At 55.8% G+C, this 26,298-nt stretch carries 16 protein-coding genes; 6 read left to right on the forward strand and 10 right to left on the reverse strand.

What is annotated here, in order from left to right; all coding sequences use genetic code 11:
- Nucleotides 1–98: 98 nt before the first annotated feature.
- A complete protein-coding gene (locus SH573x_RS25775) occupies nucleotides 99–875 on the forward strand; it encodes a hypothetical protein (protein WP_479350926.1) in 777 nt (258 codons plus the stop codon).
- On the opposite strand, the gene SH573x_RS25780 is transcribed toward SH573x_RS25775, so the two are convergent.
- Nucleotides 806–3,019 (reverse strand): ThuA domain-containing protein, encoded by a 2,214-nt coding sequence (locus SH573x_RS25780; protein WP_479350927.1) that lies wholly within the window; start codon nucleotides 3,017–3,019, stop codon nucleotides 806–808. The two genes, SH573x_RS25775 and SH573x_RS25780, sit on opposite strands and share 70 nt — an antisense overlap.
- A gap of 211 nt (nucleotides 3,020–3,230) precedes the next feature.
- Here SH573x_RS25780 and SH573x_RS25785 point away from each other — a divergent pair, with 211 nt between their 5' ends.
- Nucleotides 3,231–4,589: a Gfo/Idh/MocA family protein gene (locus SH573x_RS25785; RefSeq protein ID WP_479350928.1), complete on the forward strand. Its 1,359-nt coding sequence runs from the start codon at nucleotides 3,231–3,233 to the stop codon at nucleotides 4,587–4,589.
- 58 nt (nucleotides 4,590–4,647) lie between these two features.
- Nucleotides 4,648–6,177 (forward strand): cyanophycinase, encoded by a 1,530-nt coding sequence (locus SH573x_RS25790; RefSeq protein WP_479350929.1) that lies wholly within the window; start codon nucleotides 4,648–4,650, stop codon nucleotides 6,175–6,177.
- A gap of 343 nt (nucleotides 6,178–6,520) precedes the next feature.
- Here the strand turns inward: SH573x_RS25790 and phnX are convergent, their stop codons facing one another.
- The 8 genes from phnX to SH573x_RS25830 all read right to left on the reverse strand — a co-directional run bounded on the left by phnX (nucleotide 6,521) and on the right by SH573x_RS25830 (nucleotide 18,983).
- The gene (gene phnX / locus SH573x_RS25795) at nucleotides 6,521–7,309 is read right to left on the reverse strand and encodes a phosphonoacetaldehyde hydrolase (protein WP_479350930.1); all 789 of its coding nucleotides are present in this window, start codon (nucleotides 7,307–7,309) and stop codon (nucleotides 6,521–6,523) included.
- Entirely contained in the window at nucleotides 7,306–8,427 is a 1,122-nt protein-coding gene (locus SH573x_RS25800; RefSeq protein ID WP_479350931.1) for a TIGR03364 family FAD-dependent oxidoreductase, read from the reverse strand. The genes phnX and SH573x_RS25800 overlap by 4 nt, the downstream gene beginning before the upstream one ends.
- A 19-nt stretch (nucleotides 8,428–8,446) precedes the next feature.
- On the reverse strand, nucleotides 8,447–9,052 hold the full coding sequence (locus tag SH573x_RS25805) for a phosphonate degradation HD-domain oxygenase (RefSeq protein WP_479350932.1): 606 nt from the start codon (nucleotides 9,050–9,052) through the stop codon (nucleotides 8,447–8,449).
- A 288-nt stretch (nucleotides 9,053–9,340) separates the two neighbouring features.
- A complete protein-coding gene (locus tag SH573x_RS25810) occupies nucleotides 9,341–9,748 on the reverse strand; it encodes a cytidine deaminase (protein WP_479350933.1) in 408 nt (135 codons plus the stop codon).
- A 264-nt stretch (nucleotides 9,749–10,012) separates the two neighbouring features.
- Nucleotides 10,013–11,467 (reverse strand): DUF1501 domain-containing protein, encoded by a 1,455-nt coding sequence (locus SH573x_RS25815; protein WP_479350934.1) that lies wholly within the window; start codon nucleotides 11,465–11,467, stop codon nucleotides 10,013–10,015.
- On the reverse strand, nucleotides 11,464–14,433 hold the full coding sequence (locus SH573x_RS25820) for a DUF1553 domain-containing protein (RefSeq protein ID WP_479350935.1): 2,970 nt from the start codon (nucleotides 14,431–14,433) through the stop codon (nucleotides 11,464–11,466). Before SH573x_RS25820 ends, SH573x_RS25815 begins: the two co-directional genes overlap by 4 nt.
- A gap of 72 nt (nucleotides 14,434–14,505) precedes the next feature.
- On the reverse strand, nucleotides 14,506–15,984 hold the full coding sequence (locus SH573x_RS25825; RefSeq protein ID WP_479350936.1) for a DUF1501 domain-containing protein: 1,479 nt from the start codon (nucleotides 15,982–15,984) through the stop codon (nucleotides 14,506–14,508).
- A gap of 89 nt (nucleotides 15,985–16,073) precedes the next feature.
- The gene (locus tag SH573x_RS25830; protein ID WP_479350937.1) at nucleotides 16,074–18,983 is read right to left on the reverse strand and encodes a DUF1553 domain-containing protein; all 2,910 of its coding nucleotides are present in this window, start codon (nucleotides 18,981–18,983) and stop codon (nucleotides 16,074–16,076) included.
- Between the two features lie 133 nt (nucleotides 18,984–19,116).
- On the opposite strand from SH573x_RS25830, the gene argS reads away from it, so the two are divergent.
- A complete protein-coding gene (gene argS, locus SH573x_RS25835; RefSeq protein WP_479350938.1) occupies nucleotides 19,117–21,078 on the forward strand; it encodes an arginine--tRNA ligase in 1,962 nt (653 codons plus the stop codon).
- A 178-nt stretch (nucleotides 21,079–21,256) separates the two neighbouring features.
- Here the strand turns inward: argS and SH573x_RS25840 are convergent, their stop codons facing one another.
- The gene (locus SH573x_RS25840) at nucleotides 21,257–22,903 is read right to left on the reverse strand and encodes a 6TM ABC transporter family protein (protein WP_479350939.1); all 1,647 of its coding nucleotides are present in this window, start codon (nucleotides 22,901–22,903) and stop codon (nucleotides 21,257–21,259) included.
- Nucleotides 22,904–23,675: 772 nt separating this feature from the next.
- On the opposite strand from SH573x_RS25840, the gene SH573x_RS25845 reads away from it, so the two are divergent.
- Nucleotides 23,676–24,998: an asparagine synthase-related protein gene (locus tag SH573x_RS25845; protein WP_479350940.1), complete on the forward strand. Its 1,323-nt coding sequence runs from the start codon at nucleotides 23,676–23,678 to the stop codon at nucleotides 24,996–24,998.
- Nucleotides 24,999–25,191: 193 nt separating this feature from the next.
- Nucleotides 25,192–26,265 carry a DinB family protein gene (locus SH573x_RS25850; protein WP_479350941.1) on the forward strand — a complete coding sequence of 358 codons (1,074 nt, stop codon included), beginning with the start codon at nucleotides 25,192–25,194 and terminating at the stop codon, nucleotides 26,263–26,265.
- Nucleotides 26,266–26,298: the final 33 nt, after the last annotated feature.

Raw genomic sequence — 26,298 nt, forward strand, 5'->3', positions numbered from 1 at the left:
CTTTTCACTGACCAGCTGGCGCCGGCCAGTCACACCAGTGACTAGGCTAAAAGCTGCGGCCTCTACAAGTTTCAAACTTCAAACTTCAAACTTCCCCCATGTCTTTGCGTCGCGCTTTTCAAGTTTGTCTGCTCGTGATGCTGGCCTGGCCAAGCATCGCCGTGGTGCCGCCGTGGTGCATGCCTACTTGGGTTGGCTGCGCTTGGGGCGCTTTGGTGCTGACTGGGATGATCGCCACTTGGGCCAGCCATCGCCTGGGCTGGGTCGCATATGCTGGCCTGGCCATGTTCTTGGCACAGCACGGCCTGATGGTCACGCTGGCCGTGGCCCATCATCAAGCATGGCTGGTAGTGTGCTCACTGGTAGCCGCTGGCTGGTTGATTGGCAAGTTGACGACCTTCAGTACCGCCGCCGATGATCGCGTAGCGGCTGAAGTGACGCGCTGGCCCCAAGTGAGCCTGTGGGATCTGGCGGTGATCACTACCGGTGTCGCTCTGCTGTGTTGGGTCACACCGCGCGTCGAGGGTTTCTTTTACCTGGCTTGTCAATTAGCACCAGCCATCTCGGGCGGACTGTTGCTCAGTCTCTTAGCTGCCCAGTGGGCCTGGCGCGATCGCTGGTCCCTGTCATCACTAGCCGGAGCCCTGGCGGTCACGTTCGTCGCGATGCTGCTGATCGTGCCCTACAACACGCTGGATCGTCAAGCGATCGTTTCGCTTGCGCTGTGGATGATTGCCGGACCAATCGGAGTGATCGCCGCTCAAGGCACGCTAGTACTGGCGTATATGGCGACGACGCGTGTCTCTCACTGCAAAACCACCGCGCTGTGTACTTCGACTGGCGGTACGTCAATAACGGTTGTCTCTCCGTCCTGAGACAATGGCAGTTCGATGCCTTCCGGTTCGCAACGGGCGCTGCGCACCGACGAACCCTTGATGCGCAGCTGGATACCATGAATGGGTATCGATTCCTCGCGTAGCGGCGCTTCGACATCCTGCTGACCATGATCGGATGTAGTGTTCAGTCCATTCCATAGATGCACGATGCGTTTGTCTGCCTGTTTCCAAAACGTGCTCTGCACACACATGGGCGCCTTGACTTCGATGTCGTAGGGCGAACCAGCCGCCCACTGCGTAGCTTGAGCCAACATCACGCGTTGATACGGAAAGCCGTAGCTGTACAAAGCGGCATCGATTCCGGCTGCAGAATAAACTACTCGACCTTTGCCAAAGTTGCCCACGGCGACAGCCGGAAATGGCTCGCGACTACCTTCAGGAAAATACATGACCGCAGGTTTCATATGGCCTTCGAAACCCGCAGGCAGCACGAGCGGTCCTTTGAAGGTGGCCTGTGCGTTGGGAACCAAATGTTTGATACGGGCATCGGTCGCAAAGATCGATTGTGAGTAATCCGAAAATCGAAACGCGCCCGCGTTGCCTCGCTGTGCCCAGTAGCTGTCGCCAATCACGATTGCAAAGTTCACATCGAGATCCCGTTTTACTTGGGGTGCGCTTGGTCGGCCACCGAAACTGGTCCCAAACAAATCTTTGAGAGCAAAGTCATCCCGCGAATGTCCCAGTTCATCGCATAACGAGGTTTCACACGTGGCCACCAGTCCCCCACCACGCTGAACGTAGTCGCGAATCGTGCTCACTTGCGAGTCGGATAAACATACGACGTTGGGCAGTATCAAAACTTTGTAGCGATCGAGCTCATCGGCCGTCAGGTCTTGTTCGGTGATGAGCGTCAGCGGCAGATGCTCTTCCATGCCCATGCGATAAACGCCCAGGGCATGCGACAACCATCGCTCCATAATGTTACCGTGAGCATAAAACTGACGCGTTTGTTCGCTAACCAGCAGTGCTGCCCAGGGTTCCTGTTCCAAGCGCGTAAAGACATGCTGGCGTCGGGCGATCTCGCGCAGCGCAGCATAGGTGGCCTCCTTGCCCGCCATCTGCGCGATCGGTGTGAAGGAACCATTGGTCATCGCACCTAGACAGCGAACCGTTAGTTCATGTGGTGGAAAGCTGTCAGTCGTATAAGGATTGCCGCGCGACATCAAGTACGGTTCACTTGCACCAACTTTTCCACCGCTTACCGCGCGCACATAAGCGGCGCCGAAATAAGGAACGACGGTCGCGCCGAGATTCACTTCGTCCAGCCACCATTCTTGCACTGGACAATGGATCAAGCGATTCATGCGCGCGGACATGACGCGCGGGCTAGTGAGAAAGTGACCATAACGTCCTGCGTTGGTGGTCCAAGTGTAAATAGCTGCTTCGGCGTTGACCTGCTTCAATCGCTCGCCCAACCGTCGATACCAGCTCTCCAGCTTTTCATCCGCCCACAACAAATAGATGCGATAACTGTCGTCGTTTAAGTCAATCTTGGTCGGAAACTGGCGGCCAGTCTCTTGTTGGTACAACTGCTTCTCGTATGGACTGAAGTTGATGAAGTGATGATAACAACCATCAAACGAGAAGCCATCGACTTGGAAGTCGCGCATCATTTCCGCCAGGCACTCGATGGCATAGTCTCCATAGGGAGTATTCAGCGGTAACGACCTCAGCCCGATGTTCTCAGGAGTGGTCAGATCCAGCTTGGCTTTCTCGCGAATCGCTGGATCGTCGGTGGCATGATGCATCCAATCGGGATGTTCACGCACGATGGGAATCGGCGCATACGGCGACACACCCAATATCACGCGCATGCCATGCTGCTTGGCATGTTGGATGCCGGCCACCAGTTTCTCGCGTTCGGCGGTCGGCACGCCCGAAGTAGGGTCATCGCGTCGCAGCGGATAATATGGCGATGGACCACCGGCATGTACGATGGTGGCACCGATGGCCGCCGTATCTTCGATGCCTTTCATATCATCCAACGACAGAAAGACCTTCACCGCGCCATCGAGTACCCAACCCGGTGGATCAACACTTTTGAACTGGCTATCAGATGTCAAGAAAGGAAGTTGTCCGACTTGGGCACAAACCAGCCAAACGAACAGCGTGCAGACATTCATGGATATATCCTTTGGTAAGCCGTAGGCGTTAGCCTCGGTTTTCGGAGTGCTGTGGCTGCGGACCCATAAGCACGTGGACGCGTTCCCGTGCTTAGTAAAATCGCCCCCCGCGCCTATGTTACAATGTTACCAACCTTTTTCTGAGGCAGAGCGGGGCCAAGCCGCCCGCGAACCGCCACTTATCCAACCTCACCATCCGGAACGAGCGATCATGCAACGTAGAGAATTTTTCGGAAGCGCCGTAGCGGCCGCTTCGCTGGCGGCGTTGTCGAGTCGAGCATTTGCAGCGGCAACCAACAAGCCGCGGCGCGTTGGCCTGATCGGACCGGGCTGGTATGGCAAGTGCGATCTATTACAGCTGCTGAATGTCGAACCGGTCGAAGTTGTTTCGCTCTGTGACGTCGATTCCAAAATGCTGGACGAAGCAGCCGACCTGTTCAAAGCACGGCAGCCTTCGGGCAATCGCCCGCAAACTTACGGCGACTATCGTCAGATGTTAGCCAAAAAGGAACTTGATATCATCTTGGTAGACACGCCAGATCACTGGCATGCCCTGCCTATGATTGCAGCCGTCGAATCGGGCGCGGACGTATATTGCCAAAAACCGACAGCCGTCGACGTAATGGAGAGCAAAGCCATGCTCGACGCAGCTCGTCGTCATAACCGTGTCGTTCAAATCGGTACCCAGCGCCGCAGCACGCCGCATTTGATCGAAGCCAAACAGCGCGTGATCGATGCCGGGCTGCTGGGCAACGTAGCCTATGCCGAAGTGTGTTGTTACTACCACATGCGCAATCGCAAGACCGAAAAAGAGGCGCCAGACAAGGCGGCGCCAGAAAATCTCAATTGGGATATGTGGACTGGCCCTGCGCCCATGCGCCCTTACAACGACATCGTGCATCCACGAGGTTGGCGAGCCTTCATGGAGTACGGCAACGGAATCGTCGGCGACATGTGTGTGCACATGCTCGATACGGTCCGTTGGCAGCTCGATCTAGGTTGGCCCACAGAAGTCTCCAGTAACGGTGGCATTCTGGTCGATAAAGCAGCTCGTGCTAACATTACCGATACGCAGACCGCTACCTACCACTTTGATAATCTCGATGTGGTCTGGACCCATCGCGCCTGGGGCTCGTCACCCGACCCACAGTATCCCTGGGCGGCCATCATCTACGGCGATAAAGGTACTCTCAAGTTGAGTGTCAACAGTTACGACTTCATCCCACAAGGCGGTGGTCAGAAGCTGCATGGCGAAGCTGTAATCGAACTGGACAAATATCCCAAAGATGCCGAAGACCAAAAGAAGTGGGCGCTGGAACTCCACGTCGCCTCAGCCATTCGCGGTCACATGCAGAACTTCTTGCAGGCAGTCGACGAACGCACCAAGCCAGTGGCAGACATCGAACAGGGGCACATTTCCTCAGCAGCTTGCATCATGGCCAACCTCTCACAAAAGCTTGGCCGCTCGCTGAAGTTTGATCCAGCAACACATACGATTCCCGGCGACGAAGAAGCTACCAAGTTGCTCAAACGCGACTATCGCGATCCATGGCAACATCCGGCTGGATAGTAATCAAAGCCATCGAAGCACGTGGACAATAGTCAGCTTTTGCGATGAGATCCTGAACTTGAAGTTCAACACTTTATGCTTGATGTGGGCTGCGCTGGCGATATCATCGTCTGCTCGCAGCCAGGATATTTATGTGCCGCCCATTATTTTTGATGGCGTCTTAATCGTCAGCACCAGCGCCCAGCTGAGTCCACAACAGCATGAACTGCTGAGCGCAGAATTCGAATCGCAACCTAAGCCTGGCACCTTGTTCATCTTGGGTGCGCCGCAGAACGACGTACCGCCCAGTCTGAAACACTTGCTCGAAATGCAGTGGGCCTCGGAGCCACAACACTTAAACGTCGCTGATCAGGCAATCGCTGAGCTGACCAGCGCCCTGCAGAAGCCAGCCCGTGGCGACTGTGTGTGGGTCTCTGCATCCGACGTGACGCAGGAAAACACTGATGTCGTCAAAAGCATGCGCGCCTGTTTGGAACGTGGCAGCTTCGTTTACGTGGAGGGCTCGACTGTCGAACATGGCCAAGTAATTGCTCAGGGGTTGGTGCCCGATTTTGAATTAGTGCGCTGCGATGATCCAGAGCGACGCGCGGAGATTGTCGAGAAACAAGACACGGATGCGCACAGGCTAGAAGCCTATGCCACAGTGCCAGTTGATTGTTGGCTGCGGACCAGCGGTCGAGCGATCATGAATCTCTCCGCCGCACCAGGAGCTGAGTGCTGGGTACACTGGCCCGCGACCAAGCATTATTTCAGCTCCAAAGAACAGCGCCTGCCAGTAGGCACGGTGGCTGATTTGGTAACGTTTCGCCGCGCATGTTATGAGCGGCAACAACCAGAATTTCCCGCCGAGGTGGACTACGCGCCGCAGCTGGCTAGCGGCAGTCTAGTCATTGTCGGCGGCGGCCGCATGTCGCCCGAGATCTGGCAGAGGTTCATTGATTTGGCCGGCGGCCAGCAAGCTCGCATTGTGGTTCTACCGACGGCCGTACCGGAACCAACTCTCGAAGATGCTGACGAACAGCATATCTTTACGCGCATGGGAGCCGGCGAAGTTCGAGTGCTGCCGCAAATCGATCGCCAATCGGTTTCCAGCGACGAGTATCTGGCCGACTTGCGTTGGGCGACCGGCGTTTGGTTCGGCGGGGGGCGACAGTGGCGATTCGTGGATGCCTATTGGGGCACGCCTGCATGGCATGAGCTGAAACAAGTTGTCGCCCGCGGTGGCGTCATCGGCGGCAGTTCCGCTGGTGCCACCATCCAAGGTGATTTGCTGGTGCGTGGTCATCCGCTAGGCAATCAGATCATGGTTGCCGATGGTTATCGACGCGGGCTGGGTTTGTTGAGCGGTGTAGCCATCGATCAGCACTTTCGCCAACGCAACCGTTTTGATGACCTGGCTGGTGTGGTTGAGCGTTTCCCGAAGATCATCGGCATCGGCATCGACGAAGGCACGGCTCTGGTTGTTGAACCCACGCACAAATGCCAAGTGCTCGGCGAAGGCAGCGTCTGGCTGACCACACCCTCCAATCGACCCTACGTCCAGCATCCCAGCGGCAGCACCTTTACGCTTGCAGCGCCGCAGCCGTAGAGCAGTTGTCCCCAACTGCTCAGAACCCTCTAGCGTAGAGCAGCTGTCCTCAGCTGCTCAGAACCCTCTAACCAAAGTATCTTCCGACTAGGTGACTAGCGTTACGGGCAACCGACTTGGTCAAGCTCTTTTTAAAACGCAGAGGTGACTAGCGTTACGGGCAACCGACTTGGTCAAGCTCTTTTTAAAACGCAGAGGGCGCAGAGCCCGCAGAGAAATCACTGACTTCTCTGCCTCTGCGATTAAAAATTTGGAACCCTCTAACCAACGTTTCTTTCGACCGAATGACCAGCGTTACCGCCAAACCGACTTGCCGGGTGCTGAGCGGCTGGGGACAGCCGCTCTACAATTTCCACAGTTGGGGTAGGTCGGCGACAGATTCGATGACGTAATGGGCACCAGCTGCTAAGAAATCACTGGTGATCTGCTTCAATCGTGCGTTCAACCCGTCACTTGGCAAAGTGCTGACCTGCGATTCGGATAATCCCATGGAGTTGCCGGTCTTGGAAACGGCCACCGTGATAGCGCCAGCTGCCAGGCCGGCGGCTATGCCGATTGGGGTGTCATCGACGACCAACACTTGGCTCATGGGATAGATGCCCAATTGCTCTGCTACGCGAAAGTTCAGCCACGGTGCGGGTCGGCCGGCAGCCACTTCATCTGAGCAAACTACGACGTCAGGCTGATAGCCACCTGCACCGGCCAGGGGTACGACCACATCCATCAACTCTCGCGTGTAACCGGTTGATGATCCAATCTTCAATCCACGACTACGTAGCCACTGAACTGTCTCGACGACTCCTGGAATCACATCACAGTGATTGGCGAGCGTCGTTTTTTGTAACGGCAGAAACTCCGCATAGATCGCATCGACATCCGCCGAAGTGGGACCGCGTCCATGTTGAGTGCACCAGGCGGCGTTGACGCGCGGCATTCCGGCGATGGTGGCGATATGTGCATGTTTGGCCATACCCATCGGTTCACGGGCTTCGGCTTCGGTAATATCGACGCCACGGCGCCGGAACATCTCAATAAAGACTTGTGTCGGCGCGCGGCTACCATAGTCCACCGTCGTTCCGGCCCAATCGAAGATGACTGCCTTGATGCTCGATAACGTTAACGCTGCGTTCATGCCCACTGATCCCAATCTACTTCGGCTAGTCCGAAAGCCATTGTCATGCCTGATCCACCTGCACCGCTGCGCACGAAAACGCCGGACTCAGGCTCGGCGCAAAAAACGGGGCCTTGCGTGTACTTGCAGTAGATACCGTGCCAACGCTCGCGAATATCCCAGTCGGGCAAGTCGATAATTTTCTTCAGTTCGCGCAACATCAAATCATCGATGAGTTGTTTGTCGAACGGTTCGATGTCGCTGTCGTATTCGTGCGAGTCCCCTAAGATTACTTCGCCCAGTTCGTTTTGCGCAGCCATCACATGGATCCCCAGGCGATCCAGTTCTGGTGTCTCTCGAGCCACCCGCTGTTTCAGTTTCTCCAGCCCAGGGCATGACTGAAAGCAAGCGTAGTGTCGGAGCGTCAAACCACTGGCAAGGTGCGTACCGATTCGCCAATTGCCGGGCTGCGGTCCGGTGCGCATCATTTGCAATTTGCACTGCCGAATTCCGCTGCCGGCGTAAATGTCTGCGAAGAGCGTTTGCAGATCACTGCCGCTACAAATCACACAGCGATCAAATGCTTCGCGCGATTGATCCCCCAGGACAACCTGGTCGCGATCGATGTGCGATACGACCGTGTCAAAACGAAACTGGATGTTGTAACGTGCGCTCAACCAGCTCGGAACGGCGCGAATAGTTGCCGGTGGGTTCACCGCGCATTCAGTGGGACTGAAGAGACCGCCCAGCAGTCCACGCCGATTAGCAGCAGGCGTTTTCTGCACAACAGCCTCGGGATCGAGCAGTTCGCAATCGTATCCCAGGCTGGAACTGAGCTCCGCAAACTCTTGCAAAACTCGCCATTCATCGTCACGGTGCGCCAAGTGAATCGAACCACAAGGCTCGAGCCAAATGTTCGATTCACGCGCCAGTTCCAACCACGCTTCACGGCTGCGCAGGGCTATGTGATGCCAGTGGCCACTGGTCTGACCGATGGGCCAGACCATACCGAAGTTTCGAATCGAAGCTCCACTGGCGCGCTTTGATCGTTCGAAGACCGTAACGTTATGTCCGCGTTTGGCCGCGGACCAGGCATGCGCTAGACCAAAGATGCCAGCGCCGACAATTGCAACTTTCACTTACAACTATGCTCCCTGCTTATTGCGAAACGCAAGCGACGATCGCCTGGGCAAAGTGTTCAACGGCCGGCGTGACCATACCGACTATTTTGGCTTCGTCGTCCCAGCGACGCAGCGAAACAGCTTCGCGATAGAAGGGATTAGCCAAGAACTGACCAACTTCGCTGGTCGACATCGGACCGCCTTGCAGTTTGAGACTCAATTGCGAAGGTGGGCTAAGCTGGTTGAAGTAGACCGGGTCGGTAGCACACAAAAATCTCTTGGCCGCCACGTGCAATCTCACTGGCTCGACGACGTCGGGCCCAAACCGTTCGCGCAACCACTGGGCTGCGAGTTCCTCGTGCAAGTCATCGATGCCTGTTTCAGGAGCATCATCCGGTAGCGCATGCAACAAGTGACCAATATCATGCAGGAGGGCGGCCACAACTAAAGAAGGCTGAGCTCCGCTGCGTTCGGCCAAAGTTGCACATTGCAGCGCATGCTGAAGCTGCGTAACGCTTTCACCGCCATACATCGAACCTCCGTGTTGATTGAACAAGCCCACAATGATCCCAGCCACTTCCTCGGCTGCAGCAGAAGCGCTAGGCCCCGGCCCGCGCTGTAGCGTTACTTGCGATTCGGCCATCTTGTCACCCGGAACGAAAAGAGAACTGAAAATAAGTCGCCACAGTATAGCAAATAGACTTACTGGCCGTCGGCACCGAGCCACGGATGCAAAAATGTTCACTTAGCAGACGGCGTTAGCCGCGGTTGCTTTTAGCCGACGGCGTTAGAGGCGTTTGCGGTCTTTACCGACCGTAAACGTTCAATAACCGAGGCTAACGTCTACGGTTTAGTTGGGACGTTCCTGGTCAAACGTGATGCAACCGAGGCTAACGCCTACGGCTTAGTTGGGGTACAGGATTGTTACCGATCAGAGGCTCTTAGGGCCGAAGGCTTCTGGGAAGAGATGGTTAAGATTTGTGACCAACCGCTCAGAAGTGCGGCAAGAACTGATAACTCTTGCAGTGGGCCCAAACTCGTGGATCACCTGTCGACAGGCACCACAAGGTGCAGTCGGTTTGTCGGTAGGAGTGAACACGGCCACGCAAACAACTTCCCGCTGCCCATCGGCGACCATTTGAAAGATCGCATTTCGCTCGGCGCAGCAGGCCAGACCATAAGATGCATTCTCGACATTGCAACCGCTGTAGATCTTGCCACTGGCCGACAAGATGGCCGCGCCCACTGCAAAGCGACTGTACGGCGCGTAGGCACGTTCAGCAGCTTGACGAGCTGACGCCATCAGTTGCTCAATCAGCTCGTCGGATAAATCGGCCATCCCTTACCCCTTCACAAAAGAAATCGTCCAGCTTTCAACTATCGAAATACCGGTTTGGTCTTTCGGGAATGAACCTTCATTGGGTGCCCACAAACTTCGATTTCCATGGTTTATGCAACTGCAGACCGAATATCAAACGCTTCGTTGTGAGCACTGGCAATGCTGCGCATAGCCAGTGCCACCCAGAACCCTTAACGCCATGCAATCGCACTACTTAAAAGCTGTACGATCTCAATGAGCACGAGGGCGTGTTTAGCAGCGAGCTCAACTATCTAGAATCGCATGCAGTACTTCGCCATGCACGTTGGTCAAGCGTCGCTGAATGCCATTGTGATAAAACGTCAGTCGCTCGTGATCGATTCCCAATAAGTGCAACACGGTCGCGTGATAATCATACCAATGAACAGGATTCTCTACAGCTTTCCAGCCTATGTCATCAGTCGAACCGTAAGCCAATCCGTGTTTTAACCCTGCGCCGGCCATCCAAATCGAGAAACCATACATATTGTGATCGCGGCCCGCTCCTACTTTGTCGGCGTCGGACTGCGTAAAGGGCGTGCGTCCAAATTCGGAAGTGCAAATGATCAACGTGTCATCTAGCATGCCGCGCTGCCGCAGGTCTTTGATTAACGCGGCGACCGGTTTGTCCATTCGCACCGCTTCGCGATTGTGGTTCTCCTTGACATCTTCGTGACCATCCCAATTGATGCGAGGTGAACCGAACGAACCGCCCGAAAATAACTGGACAAAACGTACACCACTTTCCAGCAAACGCCTGGTCAGCAAACATCGCTTGCCAAAATCGGCCGTCTCTTCGCGATCGATACCGTACATGGCTTGAGTGTCGGCGGACTCTTGCGACAAATCGGTGACGCGCGGAATGGCCAATTGCATCTTGGCCGCCAATTCGTAACTCCGCATGCGGGCAACGAGCGCATCTTCCAATCCATGTTGCTGCAGATGATGCTCGTTCATCTGCGTCAGCAGTGCTCGGCTTGCACCATCACGGTCCGCGGGCAAGTCGCGCGCGGGAAAGAGATCATGGATAACAGGCCCGCTTGTTTGAAAGGACACGCCCTGATGCTGCGCGGGCAAGAAGCCATTGGACCAATTGATGGTCCCGCCAGCTGGCATACCGCGAGCATCGGGCAGCACGACATAGCTGGGCAGTTCATCGGTCTCGCAACCCAAGCCGTACGAGATCCATGAACCCATCACCGGAAAGCCATTCAAACGAAAGCCACTGTTTTCTTCAAAGGTAGCTGGCGTATGGTTAGCAGATTCGGCCACCATGGAGCGAATCACGGTCAGTTCGTCAGCGACTTCAGCCAGGTTGGGAAACAACTCCGAAACCCACAGCCCACTTTGACCACGCTGCTTGAACTCCCAATCATTCATGCGCAGCAAACCGATGCGATCGAAGAAGGTCGCTGGCTTTTCTTCCGATTGCAGCGACTTGCCATGGTACTTGGCAAGCTCCGGTTTGTAGTCGAACGAATCGATCTGACTAACACCGCCACACAAACAGAGATGGATCACGCGTTTGGCTTTGGCTGGATGATGGGGACAACCGGCCACCTGGCCAGGAACCGACGCAGCCCAGGCTGGTTTATCCTGAGCCAATAGCGCGGCCAGCGCCGTCCCAGTTAGCGATGCCGTCGCAAAGTTGAGCGCCTGGCGTCGATTCACTAGCGGTTGGATATGCATAGGTTTGCTCATGGCACGACGAGAAACTCGTTGCTGTTAAAGACGACTCGACATAGCGCGGCCAGACCATGTTTGTCAACAAACGCTCGGCTGCGCTCGATTTCGGATGGCGTGGCCGGGCGATTGTATGCCAGGTTATACACCTCGCCGATCTGTTGATCGACGTTTGCTCCCGCACGCTGCTGCGCACGCTGGACGAAATGATCAGCCAGGTCGAACACCATCGGATTGTTCAGCAGGGCCAGCGCTTGGAGCGGCGTAGTGGTAACGGCCCGGCGCGGCGAGGTTGCACTCGGATCGGGACAATCAAAGGTGGTCAGGAATGGATTGTTGGCTCCCCGCGGTGTGAAGCGATAGATCGTGCGCCGCCGCGCCTCGGGCCCAGTCTCCGTCAGCAGATCATAGAAGTGGCTACCTTTGTAGAAGTAATGCTTCATATCGCGATAACCAGTGCCACCGATTTGTCGATCGAGTCTATCGGTGACCACCAACAGCGCATCGCGCAACGTCTCTGCCTCGATGCGCTGCGGAGCCTTGCGCCATAACCATATGTTGTCCGCATCCTTCTCTAGCCCTAACGCATGCGGTGCGGAGGATTGCTGATACGTTTCAGAGGTAACTATCAGGCGATGAATGGCCTTTAGACGATAGTCGCTGTCAAGCAACTTCACCGCCAGCCAGTCCAGTAGCTGCGGATGCGAGGGCAGACCACCGTTGAACCCAAAGTCGCTAGGCGTCGTGACGAGGCCCTGGCCAAAATGATACTGCCATAACCGATTGACAATAACTCGCGCAAACAAAGGATTGCGGTGGTCAGTTATCCAGGTGGCCAGCGCCAATCGTCGCCTACGATCGTCGGCCGTCGCCTCCAATTTCCAATCGGCATCCAGACTTTGCAAGGCGCGCAAGCCTTTGGGCGAGACTGGCTGCGCCGGAGTGCCAACATCACCGCGCAGGAGCACAAAGGTCTCCGGTGGCTTGACCGACAAGCAAGTGTAAAGCGTCTGCTTCTCGGATGCGCGAATGGCTCCCCGTTCGTTTTGCAGTTGCACTAGTTTGGCTTCGGTGCTGGCCAACTGCTCGCGCTGGGTTGGCGTCATCGCTTCCAGGATCAGGGACCGCGGAATATTGCCGATATCATTATAAGCTGCTGACATCGCAACTTCTTCGTCGCTGAGCGCGCGGTCATACAACTGAGCTCGATCGATGCGGCCAATTAACAGACGATTGCCGCCCGGCGGCGAATGCCGCAAGCCGAAGTTCAGCCTGGCTGAGTTGGCTGAGTACGTTTGCAATCCACCGGAGTTGTAAGCTGTGCCATACGCCTGCCCATCGCGATAGGCGCGAATAACTCCGTCGGATTGATAGACCAGCGCGATGTGCACATAGCGCTCGGTCGCCTGATCCTCTGGGCTAGCAGCTTGAAAAGATTTGGTGCGCACAAAGGAGTTGCTCCCGGCCATCCACTTCTTAGGCTCTTGTTCGCCAAAAACGATGGCATCGAACAAGCCCATCTCCGGCGCTTCGAGCGAAATCACGGCGCCACCAGCTTGTTGGAGATTATCGAGCTTGACCCAAGCCTCAAGTGTCTTCTCACTCAGCGCCTGCGGTAATAGCGGCGTAGTTGCGTAGGCTTGCTGGCCGTCGAGCACCAATGCTCCATCCACTACCTTGGCATCGCCGGCAACAGTTAGTTCGAATTGTCCTTGCTCGTCCTTTAAATTGCCCTCAAACTCCCAAGTCGCTAGCGCCTGCGGCGGAGTAAAGAGCTCCGAATGATCGGTGGGCGTGACTGGTGAGGCAGCAGCAGCTTGTCGCTGAGCCACTAACGCTTGACGAATCGGTTCGAGCAAGCCGTCACGTGCGTGCTGCAATTGATCGAGCTCAACCTGAATAGCCTCCAGCCGCGTCAATTGCGCCGGGCCGAGCGGCACCGTAATCGTACGCTGGCCGTGCGAAACGCCACCGAGAGTAGCGGCTAACTGATAATAGTCTTGCTGCGAGATCGGATCGAACTTGTGATCGTGACACCGCGCACAATTAATCGTCAGCCCTAAGTAGGTCTGACCCACGATGCCCAGCAAATCTTCCATCTCGTCCTGAGCCATCGCCATGCGCATTTTGACATTGGCTGGCAAGGTCGTATTGTGTGGACCGGCTACCAGAAAACCGATGGCCGAGGCGGCCGAATAGTCCTCAGGTGCCAAAGCATCGCCGGCAATTTGTTGTCGCACAAATTCGTCGTAAGGCATGTCGGCATTAAGCGCATCGATCACCCAGTTGCGATACGGCCAAAAGTTATCGCGGGGTTCGTCGTACTCGAAACCATTGCTCTCCCCGAAACGCACGATGTCCAACCAGTGCCGTCCCCATCGTTCGCCGTAATGTGGACTCTGCAACAGGCGATCAACCAACCGGCCATAAGCGTCATCGCTAGTATCGGCCAAGAATTGGTCCACCTCTTCAGGCGCAGGCGGCAAACCCAGTAGATCAAATGACAAGCGCCGAATCAATTGACGGCGCTCAGCCCGCGGCGCCGGCTCTAATCCAACTTCGGTCAATTTGGCCCGCACGAACCCGTCGATCGGATGCACTGAACTGTGAGTAGGTTCAAGCGGCTTGAGTGGCTGCAGCGACCACCAGTCCAGTCCAGCCCGCGCGTCGCTGGAATAAGCCAGTGGATCAATCTCGGGCAGCGTCCACTCTGCACCGGCCGCGATCCACTGCTGCAGGATCGCCTTCTCTGCGTCCGATAGCGGCTTCTTGGGTGGCATCGCGTCCGCTTCGACTTGCTCCCACAAAGCTTGCACATCCAAGTCAGCCGACTTCCGCGACAAGTCCAGCTCGCCCTTGGGCTCAGCCCCGCTGTGGCAACCCAGGCACCGCGTGGCCAAGAGCGGTGCGACCTGCGTTTGAAACTCAGGCGGATCAGCCTGCAGCTGAGTAGAGACAAGCAGCAATAATATGAGGAAACGCATGAATGAAGATTGAAGAATGAAGATTGAAGATTGAAGATTGAAGATTGAAGATTGAAGTTTGAAGTTTGAAGTCTAAGCCAAGATATCTTTTACCACGGTTCCATGAACGTCGGTCAATCGACGCTCCAGGCCATTGTGGTAGTAGCTAAGTCGCTCGTGATCGAGCCCCAGAATGTGCAGGATGGTGGCATACAAGTCGTACACGGTCGTCACGTTCTCGACAGCCTTGTATCCAAATTCATCGGTAGCGCCGTAGGTAAACGGAGCTTTGACACCGGCACCTGCTAGCCACACGGTAAAGCCTGACGGATTATGATCGCGACCGCTGGCACCCGCTTGAAAGGTAGGCATGCGTCCGAACTCGGTGCACCATACGACCAACGTATCCTTCAGCAAGCCTCGCTGTTTCAGGTCGCGCAGCAAGGCCGCCGTCGGCTGATCAAACACTGGTCCGTGTTTGCTGTACTGTTCATGTAGCTGTTTGTGACCATCCCAGTTGCTCACACCTTCGCCACCTGTTTGATACGCGCCATTGAACAACTGCACGAAGCGCACGCCCTGTTCCACCAGGCGGCGTGCGAGAATGCAATTGCGCGCGTACTGCATCTTCAACTCGTTGCTCGAATCGTTGGCACCGTACATGGTCAGCGTGCTCTCCGATTCGGTGCTCAAGTCGGTCACCTGAGGCACGCTCAGTTGCATGCGGGCGGCCAGTTCATAACTGGAGATCCGCGCAGCTAATTCTGTGTCACCGGGAAATTGCTCCAAGTGCCGCTGATTCAATTGCTGAATAAAGTTGCGGGTGGCGCGATCAGTCTCGGCCGAGAACTGAGCGGGTCGATCCAGATTGCGCAGCGGTTTGGTCGCGTTGAAATCGGTGCCTTGATAGGCCGCCGGCAGAAAGCCACTACCCCAGTTGTTAACGCTCGATTGCGGCGTGCCGCGCGGATCGGGGATGGCGACATAGGCGGGCAACTCTTGATTCTCGGTACCCAGTCCCCAAGTGACCCACGTACCAACCGCGGGAAAACCTTCCAGCGTATTGCCCGTCGACATGAAGTTCTCGCCCGGACCATGCGTATTGGTCTTGCTGGTCAGCGAGTGCAGGAAACACATCTCATCGGCCAATTCACCCAACTGGGGCACCAAGTCAGAAACCATCTTGCCGCATTGCCCACGCGGTTTGAATTGCCAAGGACTGCGAGTGAGATTGCCTTGTTTGCCCTGAAAGGTGACCAGTTCGTCCGCACCCGGCATGGGCTGGCCATCTAGACGAATAAGTTCTGGTTTGTAATCAAAGGTATCCAGTTGGCTGCAAGCACCAGAGCAGAACACCAACAAAACATTCTTGGCTTTGGCTGCAAAGTGTGGCTCGCGCGGTGCAAACGGTTTGGCCGGATCGATCGCGGGCCGAATCGGACCACTCCCCGTGTCACTAGCGAGCAACAAACGCTCGTCGGCCAGCAGACTGGCCAGCGCGATCCCACTGAGTCCCGTCAGGGTGTGATTGAGAAAGCGACGGCGGTCCAGCAATGGCGAAAGTGGCTGCATGGCAAGCATTTCTATTTAGTTTACATGTAAAGCAACTTACTTTACACATAAAGCATCTGGCAAGTTTATTTTATTACTCGTTCAAACCACTAGGGGATAAACACAAACTCGTTGGAGTTCAGCAAGGCACGGGCGAACTGTTCCCAACCAGATTCAGCTACAAACTGGCTGGCGGCTTGGACTTCAGCGACAGCGGCGGGGCGGCCGTAACAAAGTTGCCAGGCCAGTTCGATGCGCTCAGGGGTTGACTCGCGAGCCGCCTGGAGCTTGGCCGCCAAAAACTCGGCTTGCTGCAACACAAAACGGCTGTTGAGCAAGTTCAGAGCCTGGAGCGGCGTGGTCGAACGACTGCGTTTGGGAGTAACCTGGCTGGCATCGGGACAATCGAAGACGCCAAAGACCGAGTCTTTCTCTTGACGCACTTTGGTCATGTAGACCATGCGCCGCCAATCGCCGGGACCATAATCCTTCTTGGGAAAATAGTGCCGCACGTTTTCAAGTTCGACTTCGAAGGCGCTGAATCCCGCTCCGCCCAGCGATCGGTCCAACTTACCGGTGACCGCCAACATGCAATCGCGAATCGGTTCTGCTTCCAATCGCCGCGGCGGAAATCGCCACAACAGTCGCGAGGCGGCATCAATGGCCAAGCCAGCGGTGCGCGGTTGGCTGGATTGCTGCCAGGTCTGGCTGGTGAGAATCAGTCGATGCATGTACTTCGGCGACCAACCATGCTCCATAAATTGCCAGGCGAGCCAGTCGAGCAGTTCTGGATGCGTGGGCAATGTCCCGTTAGCTCCAAAATCACTGGGCGTATCAACTAGCCCAGTGCCAAAATGAAACTGCCACAAGCGATTGACCATAACACGCGCCGTTAATGGATTGTCCCGATTGGCAATCCAATCGGCCAGGGCCAGGCGTCGCTGTTGTTCGCTGGTGGCATTGGTTAGCGGTGGATTCAATTGCCCCAGCGAGCCGATCGCGCCGGGCGATACAACTTCGCGCGGTGCGGTCGGATCACCGCGAAACAGTCGATTGATTTCAGGTGGCGCCACGAATTTGCCGGTGTAAGCCATTCGCGCGGCCGTCAGCGTACGTTTGGCTGTTTCGCTGCTGGTGAGTGTCTCGAGCGCAGCTTCGGCCGCCGAGCGATGCTCAACGGCAACCTGGCTCAGATCGTAACGCGGCTGCTGACTGCCTGTGGCTGGCAGGCGATCCTTGGACGAAGCTACAGTCTGCCACTGCTGACCGTCTAGCGACAGCTCGATTTTATAATCCAACGCCAAACGATCGGCGAACTGGCCGTCGCGATCGCGTCCCCACACGATGCGCTCGATGTCTTTCGGCTCAGGCAACTTTAATTGCAACCAGGCATCGCTGGCCGTACTGGCAATCCAGCTGCGCGAGTTGCCGAACTGCCCATCATTGATATGCTCGAGCTTATGAAACGGATGAACGAAGTCACCCGATGATGTGGCCTGCGTCCCCAGGCTGGCTAAAGCTACGTTGGCTTGCCCCGAGAAAACTTGCAACTCGTCGATACATGGTTCGGATGCGCTCGAGCGCTGGATCGAGAACCTCACGAATTGTGCCCGGCGAGGCTCGAAGGACTCGACATTCTCGCGCGGGTTGACCGGCGGGCGAAGTTCGGACTGCGCGGTGAGTTTATCCAAGATCGATTTGGCTTGACGGATTTGATCATCCAGTCGGACCAGCTCTTGTTGCTGATCAGGCGTCAGTGGCAATTGGCCATCGGCATGTTCGACACCTGCAAAGATGGCTTGCAAGGCAAAGAAGTCGGTTTGCGAGATTGGATCGAACTTGTGATTGTGGCAGCGCGCACAACCAGTGGTCAAACCCAAGAAAGCTGTACCGGTCGTGTTGACGATGTCCGACAATTCATCTTGACGCTGCATCAAACCGAGAAGCTTGTCTTGACCTTTGACTATATCGTTGGGCCCCGAGACCAGAAACCCCGTGGCCACTGGTGCCCCGAGAGCATCGCCCACCAGTTGCTGGCGAATGAATTGATCATAGGGCAGGTCGTCGTTTAGCGACTGAATCACCCAATCGCGAAAGTGAAACGCATTGGGTCGTTCACGATTGGTTTCAAATCCATTGGTCTCGCCGAAACGAATCAGGTCCAGCCAGTGCATGGCCCACCGCTCGCCGTAGTGTGGACTGCTGAGTACTCGATCGATCCAGGCATCCCAAACTTGCGCGGGATCGCTGGTCTGATTCTCAATGAGAAACCACTCGACCTGGTGCGGATCGGGCGGCAAGCCCTGCATGACTAAGTACAACCGTCGGATCAATCGGCGCGGATCGCTGCGCGGCGATAGCGACAGTCCTTGCTCTTGCAACTTGGCGACGATGAAGGCATCGATCGGATGAGCCTGGCCAACTTGCGGGATGGCGGGCTGACCAACTGGCTGGAACGACCAGTGCGTCACCGATTGTTGGGCAAGTTGATCGCGAGCTGCGTTCCAAGCTGATGCCTCATTGATCCACTGTCCGAGCAAGGTTATCTCGTCGGCCGCCAGGGGCTCGGCGTCGTCGGGCGGCATGCGCAGAGCAGCATCGGCGCTGGTGATGCGCTGCATCAAGTGGCTGCGATCGCTCTCGCCAGGGACAATGGTCGCCTCGCCTGAATCGCCTCCACGCAGTGCATCGAGCATCGAATCGAGCCGCAACTTGCTCTGGGCATCATCGGCTCCGTGGCAGCCCAAGCAATGTTTCTGGAAAATCGGCAAAATCTGGCCGTCGAAATCAACTTGCTGCGTCGCAGTTTGCCCGTGCGCTAAATCGACCAGGCCCAGACTGCACCACATGCCCATGCATACGGCCATGGCATTGCGGAAGATTGGACTGTGGGCAACGAACTTTCGCAGCATGGGATAAGTCATAGCCGGCAGAGGTGGGAAAGTGGGCAGGAAAACTCCATTGTAACCCAATTCCTTGCCCCACTGCAAAAATCCAGGGGAGCGATAATAATCTGGCATTCGTGTGGGCTGGGCTTTGGGTCTATGACATCACATGCCACAGGAGAGCTGGAAGTCTGGGCTGCTTGATTGACCACAGGCTGGAAGCCTATGCCACACTAGTGCGTATGCCACATTTTAAGGTTGCCGACCGATGAAACTGATCGAAACTTTGCGAGCACGATTTACCGCAGCACTTACCGGACTGGTCGATCAGCCGGCCGAGCATGCTCAGCGTATCGCGCCAGCTCGCGATGCTCGATTCGGTGATTATCAAGCCAATATCGCTATGCCACTGGAAGGCGTTCTGAACAAGAAGCCGATGGATATTGCGGCCGAAGTGGTTAGCCGATTGCAGATTGACGACCTGTGTTTGCCACCGGAGATCGTCAAACCCGGCTTCATCAATTTGCGACTAAAGTCCGATGTGCTGGCCCAAGCCGTCCAGGCTGCTTTGCTGGACGAGCGACTAGGGGTTGATTCAGCCGGCCAACGGCAAACTTACGTGATTGATTTCTCCGCTCCCAACGTGGCCAAGCCCATGCACGTTGGTCACATTCGTTCGACCGTGATTGGCGACGCACTTTCGCGTATCTTGCGATTTCTGGGCCACCGAGTGATCACCGACAATCACCTGGGCGACTGGGGCACGCAATTCGGGATGGTGATTTATGGCTACAAACATTTCGTCGACAAGACTGCGTTCGCAGCCACGCCCGTCGCCGAACTGAGTCGGCTCTATCGACTCGTGCAGCAGATCATCGGATACCAGTCAGCCGTGGCCGAGCGCCCACAAGCGCTCGAAGCCATCGACCGGGCAACTGAGAAATTGAAACTGACCGAAGCTCGAGCGACGGCCGACAAGAAAAAAGCCGAGAAAGAACTGAAAGCAGTCACGCGCGGCCTCGCCGAAGCCGAACAAGCGCTGCAAGATCTCGATAAGAAAATCGACAAGGTCGCCAGTGATCCTGCGCTGGCCAAGCTGGTGGCCAGCCATCCACAACTGGAAACGCAAGCTCAGTTGGAAACCGTGAAACTGCACCAAGGCGATCCGGAGAACCTGGCGCTATGGCAACAGTTCATGCCGCTGTGCTTGGGCGAGCTCCAGTTAGTTTACGATCGCTTGAACATTACTTTTGATCATCAATACGGCGAAAGCTTTTATCACCCGATGCTGGAGCCCTTGGTTGAACGACTCACCCAGTCGGGCCTGGCTCAGACTAGCGATGGTGCATTGTGTATCTTCGTCGAAGGCTTCGACGCACCGATGATCGTTCGTAAAGCCGATGGTGCCTTTCTATATGCGACCACCGACTTGGCCACCATTGAATATCGCGACCAGCACTTTCACCCCGACGTCATGTTGTACGTAGTCGACCATCGGCAGGGTGAGCATTTTGCCAAACTGTTCGCGGCGGCTCGCCAGATCGGTTACGACAAAATCGATATGCAGCACATCGCCTTCGGGACCGTGACCGGCAAAGACGGCAAGCCCTTCAAGACCCGCGATGGTTCGGTTGTCGGCCTGGATTACTTGCTGGATGAAGCAGTTGATCGGGCTTATCAAGTTGTTTGCGATCCAGCCCGACTGCAGAAGGCGAACCTGCTGATGTCCGAAGCCGAGCAGAAATTGGTTTCCGAAACGGTTGGTCTGGGAGCGATCAAATACGCCGACCTGTGCCACAATCGCACCAGCGATTATGTGTTCGACGTTAACCAGATGGTGCAACTGGAAGGCAACACCGCCGCCTATATCCAATACAGCTACGCCCGCATCGCCAGCATTCTCGCCAAAGCCGATGTGGTACCAACTGCGGCCTGGTCGAGCGGCATTGCTTTGACGCTAGAAGAAAACGCGGAACGCGAGTTGGCTCTGAAGCTGATCCAGTTTGAAGATGCATTGCTGTCGTGCTTGGATGGCTACTTCCCCAGCCAGTTGACGGCATACATGTATGCACTGAGCAAACAGTTCGCCAGCTTCTATGATCAATGCCACGTCAACAACGCACCCACACCCGCTCTGCGCGACAGTCGCTTGCTCTTGTGTCATGCGACTGCCAGCACGTTGAAGTTAGGCTTGAGCTTGCTAGGCATCGGTGTCGTCGAACGCATGTAGGACTGGTCGTAGGACGGGTCTCCAGGCCCGTCCAAACCGACGGCGCGTAGGACGGGTCTCCAGGCCCGTCCAAATTAAAACCCACGGCGTTAGCCGAGGGCCCTACATGCCACAGACGTGGGAAAGACGTGGACGGGCCTGGAGACCCGTCCTACAACCCGTCCTACAGCGTGCCGTCTTACTTCTTTCCGTCGCGGAGGGCGTTGAAGTATTCGCGGGTGTGTTCGCGTTGGCTCTTGGGCAGAGGTTGATTGTCGAGAGCTTCTGGTTCTTCGGCCAGCGAGGTCAGGACGGCTTGTTGAACTTCGGCAGTGGTTACACCTTTGCGATTCTCGCCGCCGATTTTGCCACCGAAGACGGTTTCACCTTTTCGCATTTGTTCGCGAATGCGGGAGTCAAAGAAATCGGTTTCGTTTTCTTCTTCTGGACGTTCACCTTGGCCTTTGCCTTCGCCCATGCCGTCTCCTGGCATTTGGCCCATCTTGCCCATGCCGGCGTTCATGCATTTCGCACAGCCTTTGCCGTTGCATTTATCGCAGGCCATCTGTGACTTGCTCTGCGAGAGGCTATCCATCAACTCGTCTAGGTTTTCCATCTCGCCGTCTTGTTGGCTCATCTTCTGCAGTTGCTCAGCCATCTTCTGCAATTGTTGCTCGGCAGACTTTTGATCGCCTTCGGACATCGCCTTCTGCATTTCCGAGAGGGTATCAGCCATTTGTTGCATCTGCTGCATCTGGGAGTCTTTGGCCATCATCTCCGAGAGCTTGCGTTCCAGCTGAGCGGCTTTCTGCATATCGCCAGCCGCTTCGGCTTGCTTCATTTGTTGCTCGAGCGACTTCTTGGCTTCTTCATGGGACGAGGCCGCTTCGCTGAGCGCCTTTTCTAGCTGAGAGAGTTGCTTCTCAAGCTTCTGCATGTCTTCTTTGCTGAGACCATCACCGGACTTCATCTTTTCGAGCAACTTTTGAGCTTCGGTTTCAGCTTTGTCGAAGTCACCCTTCTTCATCGCTTCGGTCATTTCGTCGGCTGGACCTGGTTCGAGCTTCTCCAGGTTTTGCAGATTCTTCTTAAGTGCTTCCGAGCTGCCCAGTTCTTCTTTGCGTTTCTCGAGCTGTTGCTTGATGTCGTTCAACTTGGCTAACGATTGTTTGGTATCGAGCTTGGTATCTTTCTGCAAGTCGTTCAGCTTGGCTTCGAGTTGGCGGAATACGTCGGCCGCTTCGTTGAGGCCTTGCTTCTCGAGCTCTTCGCGTTTCTTTTTGAGCTGTTCGATCAGAGGCTTGGTCGAGTTGGCTATCTGATTAACTTTGGCACCGGCCTTGGCTGCGTCTTCATCCGCTTGACGCAGCGGAGCGAACCACAGCCCCAAAGCCAACAGGGCGGGAATCACTGGCAAGAGTAAGCCGCGATGCACGCCCCACTTGAATTGATCGCGCACATCGATTTGCGTGGCGCGTTTTTCAGCGTCAGCCGCCAAGGCTTGTCCTAACTCGGTTTCACGATCTTCCGGCCCCAGCATCAGCGCACTGGAAAGCCGTTCACGCAGCGCAAAGCGCCGATCGATCTCGACTGCTGCGTCCGTTAACGTAGGTCGACCGATCCAAGTCATGATCGTGTTGACAATCAATGCCAGCACAACCGCGCCGCCCAGCCACGATGCATACCAAATGACTTTGTCGACGGCCATTACCATAAAGATAGGCAGAGCCAAACCGACTAAGGCAATACCCAACCACACCAGCAAGTTGTTCGAGAGATATTTAAAGAATCGCTCCGAGACCAATCTGCGCTTGGCCACTTTGGCCTGCTTGCGGACATTATCCATGAGTCTCAACCCTGCGAAATGGTGTGGTAAGCGGTCATGTACCCAACAAGAAGTATATCGGAGCGGCAAGCTGAGAAGCAATAGTTGATCGCGTATTCTCGTAGAGCGGCTGTCCTCAGCCGCTCGGCACCCGGCAAGTCGTCAACCTATAACGCTGGTCACCCGGTCGGAAGATACGTTGGTTAGAGGGTTCCGTTTTAAAACGCAGGGAGACAGAGAATCGCAGAGAAGACAGCGTTTTTTCTCTGCGGGCTCCGCGGCTTCTGCGTTTCAGCAAAGTACTTGACCACCCGGCAAGTCATCAACCTATAACGCTGGTCACCCGGTCGGAAGATACGTTGGTTAGAGGGCTCCGTTTTCAAACGCAGGGAGACAGAGAATCGCAGAGAAGACAGCGTTTTTTCTCTGCGGGCTCCGCGGCCTCTGCGTTTTAGCAAAGAACTTGACCACCCGGCAAGTCGTCAACTTGTAACGCTGGTCACCCAGTCGGAAGAAACGTTGGTTAGAGGGTTCCGTTTCCAAACGCAAAGAGACAGAGAATCGCAGAGAAGACAGCGTTTTTTCTCTGCGGGCTCCGCGGCCTCTGCGTTTTAGCAAAGAACTTGACCACCCGGCAAGTCGTCAACTTGTAACGCTGGTCACCCAGTCGGAAGAAACGTTGGTTAGAGGGTGCTGAGCAGCTGAGGACAGCAGCTCTACGTCTTGCGGCTGGATTCAGCCGCTTTACACTCAGTCTTTTCGGCTGGGACTATTCTCAAGTAGGGACTCGGACATGCACCAGGCGGCTTATATCGAAAAAGTGTTTGATCTAGTCGATCCTCAAAGCAACCTCATCTTCAATATGTCCGTCGCCGAGGCTACCGAGCGGGTGCGAAGTGGGGATGCCGCCCAGGTCAGCCAAATCGAAGGGCAATTTGCCTTGGTGGCTTACCAAGGCAAAGACGTGCGTTTGGCGCGCACCATTGGCCGGCCGCTCCGCTATTTTCTGGCCAAACAGTCCGACGGCCCGTGCTTGATTGTGGCCGAACGTATCGATGCTATTCGCCAGAAACTGGACGAACTAGGACTGGGCGACCAGTTCCATCCCTCTTATACGCGGATGGTGCCGGCTCATCATGTGCTGCATTTGAAATTGATCGGCTGCCCAGATCCCAACCCGACGTGCGATCGCTTCTTTACGCCCACGCGCAACAGTCTACCGGCCAATGTTGAGACCATCGGGCGGCAATACATGGGGGCTTTGGCTGAGCAATGCGAGCGTTGGCTCGATTCCATCGAGTCGCGTGAACCGATTGGCGTGCTATTCTCCGGTGGAATCGATTCGGGTTCGGTGCTGTTAGTGCTGATGCACCTGCTGCTCAAACGCGGCGAGAATCCGGCTCGACTAAAAGCATTTACACTCGCCGTCGATGGTGATAGTCCCGATTGGCGGCAAGCTCGTCAGTTCTTGCAGGCTTTGGACATGGAGATGCTGCTGGAAACGATCGATGTGCCGGCCAGTGCCATCGATTGGCGCGAGACAATTCGAGTCCTCGAAGATTACAAACGCTTGGATGTCGAAGCCGCCACGATGGGCCTAGCGCTGTGCAAAGCCATTCGCACTCGTTATCCCGATTGGCAGTGGCTGGTCGATGGCGATGGCGGTGACGAGAACTTGAAAGACTACCCGATCGAAGACAACCCCGAACTAACCATTCGTAGTGTGCTGAACAACCTGATGCTCTATCAAGAAGGTTGGGGCGTCAACGCGATCAAGCATTCGTTGACCTTCAGCGGCGGACAGAGCCGCGGCCACGTGCGGAGCTACGCGCCCGGACAACAGTTGGGCTTCCGCGGCTTCAGCCCGTATGCCTTGCCACAGGTCATCGCAGTTGCCGAAGGTATACCATTTATCGAGTTGACCGATTGGCAGCACGACAAACTGTACGAGCTTAAAGGACAAGTTGTAAAAGCCGGCATCAAAGCGCTCACCGGTTGGGACATGCCCATCTATCCTAAACGCCGCTTCCAAGACGGCAGCGCTGATCAACCCCAGCGTCTCTTTCCCAATAACCCCCAAGCTTATCGGGCTGAGTTTCTATTGGCCTATAGCTGATCGTGTGAGCTTTTGGGTTCCACCTTAAAACGCAGAGTTCGCCGAGGATCGCAGAGAAGAACAAGCGGACTCTGCGTTTCAAAAAACCTCGCCCAGTGGTAGGCTGTGCCTTCAGTAGCTTTGACCTGACAAGCTCAGGCCATACAAACCACTGGTCACAGTGCCCCTCCATCCCCTAAGTGATCCTATTGATATGCTCGAAACGATATCGCAGATCGAAGATCTGTACCGCTATAACGATTGGGCTAACGCTCGACTGTTCAAGATGTGCGATGACCTCACCAACGCCCAATTGGACCAGCCCCGCGAGTTGGGGCTGGGAACGCTTCGCAATACGCTCTTTCACTTGTTAGCCGCCGAACAAATCTGGCTCGAGCGTTGGCAAGTCGCACCGTGGCGACCATTTCCGATCGAGTCGATGGGCTTGGCACCCGATGATATCCATGCCCAACTGCGCCAGATGTCGCAAGCTCGTTTGCAGATGATCAAGGCCGAAGTCGATTCGGCGTTCAAACGCGTGATCAACTACAAAGACGCCAAGGGCCAAGAGTGGTCCAATCCGCTGGACGTCCTGCTGTTACATGTGGCTAACCACAGTGTCTACCATCGCGCACAAGCACTGTCGTATCTAAAAGCCTTCGGTCGCACGGTGCCGATTGGTTTGGATTTTATCGTCTACAAACTGGCCCGACCGACGTTGGAACAACCGGCGGAATCAGTGACGGCCTGCAAGAATATGGGACTGCAAGTCGCCGTCTCACCTGGCTGGATGGTGCGCTGGGATGGGTTGGCGATGCAGCGCTACATCGAGTACGGCCAATGGGCCACCAATCAAATCCTGAACTTGCTAACGGATGCGTCTGCGGAGATCCTGGATCGTGATTTCGCGATGGGCCCTGGATCGATTCGCAAGACGCTGATGCACATGCTGAATGTCGAGCTGAAATGGAACGCCATCATGGACAGTCAAGGTGACTCGTGGCAACCTCTCCCAGAACTAGACATTCCAGCCATGCAAGAACACTTCGATACCGTTTATGCCACGCGATTGGCGCAGGCAGCCCAGACCGACAACAAGGCGGCGCAAGAAGTGCTGGAGGCGAAACCAGGTGGCGTTAGATTGCTCGCCCGCCGCAGCGAAGCCTTCACGCAGTTATGCACGCATGGCACGCACCATCGTGCGCAACTGGTGAACATGCTCCGACACAGCCAACGCCCCGTACCGGCCAGCGACCTGATCGCTTGGTGGCGCAGTTTGCCAGTGTAGAGCGGCTGTCCTCAGCCACTTGCTCCCGCTATT

This window comes from Rania fehmarnensis (assembly GCF_056494185.1).

Coding starts and splice junctions, on each gene's coding strand:
- SH573x_RS25805 (WP_479350932.1), bottom strand. CDS start 9,052: ATGGCCGAATCGCAAGTAACGCTACAGCGCGGGCCGGGGCCTAGCGCT.
- SH573x_RS25815 (WP_479350934.1), bottom strand. CDS start 11,467: ATGAGCAAACCTATGCATATCCAACCGCTAGTGAATCGACGCCAGGCG.
- SH573x_RS25850 (WP_479350941.1), top strand. CDS start 25,192: ATGCTCGAAACGATATCGCAGATCGAAGATCTGTACCGCTATAACGAT.
- SH573x_RS25825 (WP_479350936.1), bottom strand. CDS start 15,984: ATGCAGCCACTTTCGCCATTGCTGGACCGCCGTCGCTTTCTCAATCAC.
- SH573x_RS25820 (WP_479350935.1), bottom strand. CDS start 14,433: ATGCGTTTCCTCATATTATTGCTGCTTGTCTCTACTCAGCTGCAGGCT.
- SH573x_RS25830 (WP_479350937.1), bottom strand. CDS start 18,983: ATGCCAGATTATTATCGCTCCCCTGGATTTTTGCAGTGGGGCAAGGAA.
- SH573x_RS25785 (WP_479350928.1), top strand. CDS start 3,231: ATGCAACGTAGAGAATTTTTCGGAAGCGCCGTAGCGGCCGCTTCGCTG.
- phnX (WP_479350930.1), bottom strand. CDS start 7,309: ATGAACGCAGCGTTAACGTTATCGAGCATCAAGGCAGTCATCTTCGAT.
- SH573x_RS25810 (WP_479350933.1), bottom strand. CDS start 9,748: ATGGCCGATTTATCCGACGAGCTGATTGAGCAACTGATGGCGTCAGCT.
- SH573x_RS25780 (WP_479350927.1), bottom strand. CDS start 3,019: ATGAATGTCTGCACGCTGTTCGTTTGGCTGGTTTGTGCCCAAGTCGGA.
- SH573x_RS25845 (WP_479350940.1), top strand. CDS start 23,676: ATGCACCAGGCGGCTTATATCGAAAAAGTGTTTGATCTAGTCGATCCT.
- argS (WP_479350938.1), top strand. CDS start 19,117: ATGAAACTGATCGAAACTTTGCGAGCACGATTTACCGCAGCACTTACC.
- SH573x_RS25775 (WP_479350926.1), top strand. CDS start 99: ATGTCTTTGCGTCGCGCTTTTCAAGTTTGTCTGCTCGTGATGCTGGCC.
- SH573x_RS25840 (WP_479350939.1), bottom strand. CDS start 22,903: ATGGATAATGTCCGCAAGCAGGCCAAAGTGGCCAAGCGCAGATTGGTC.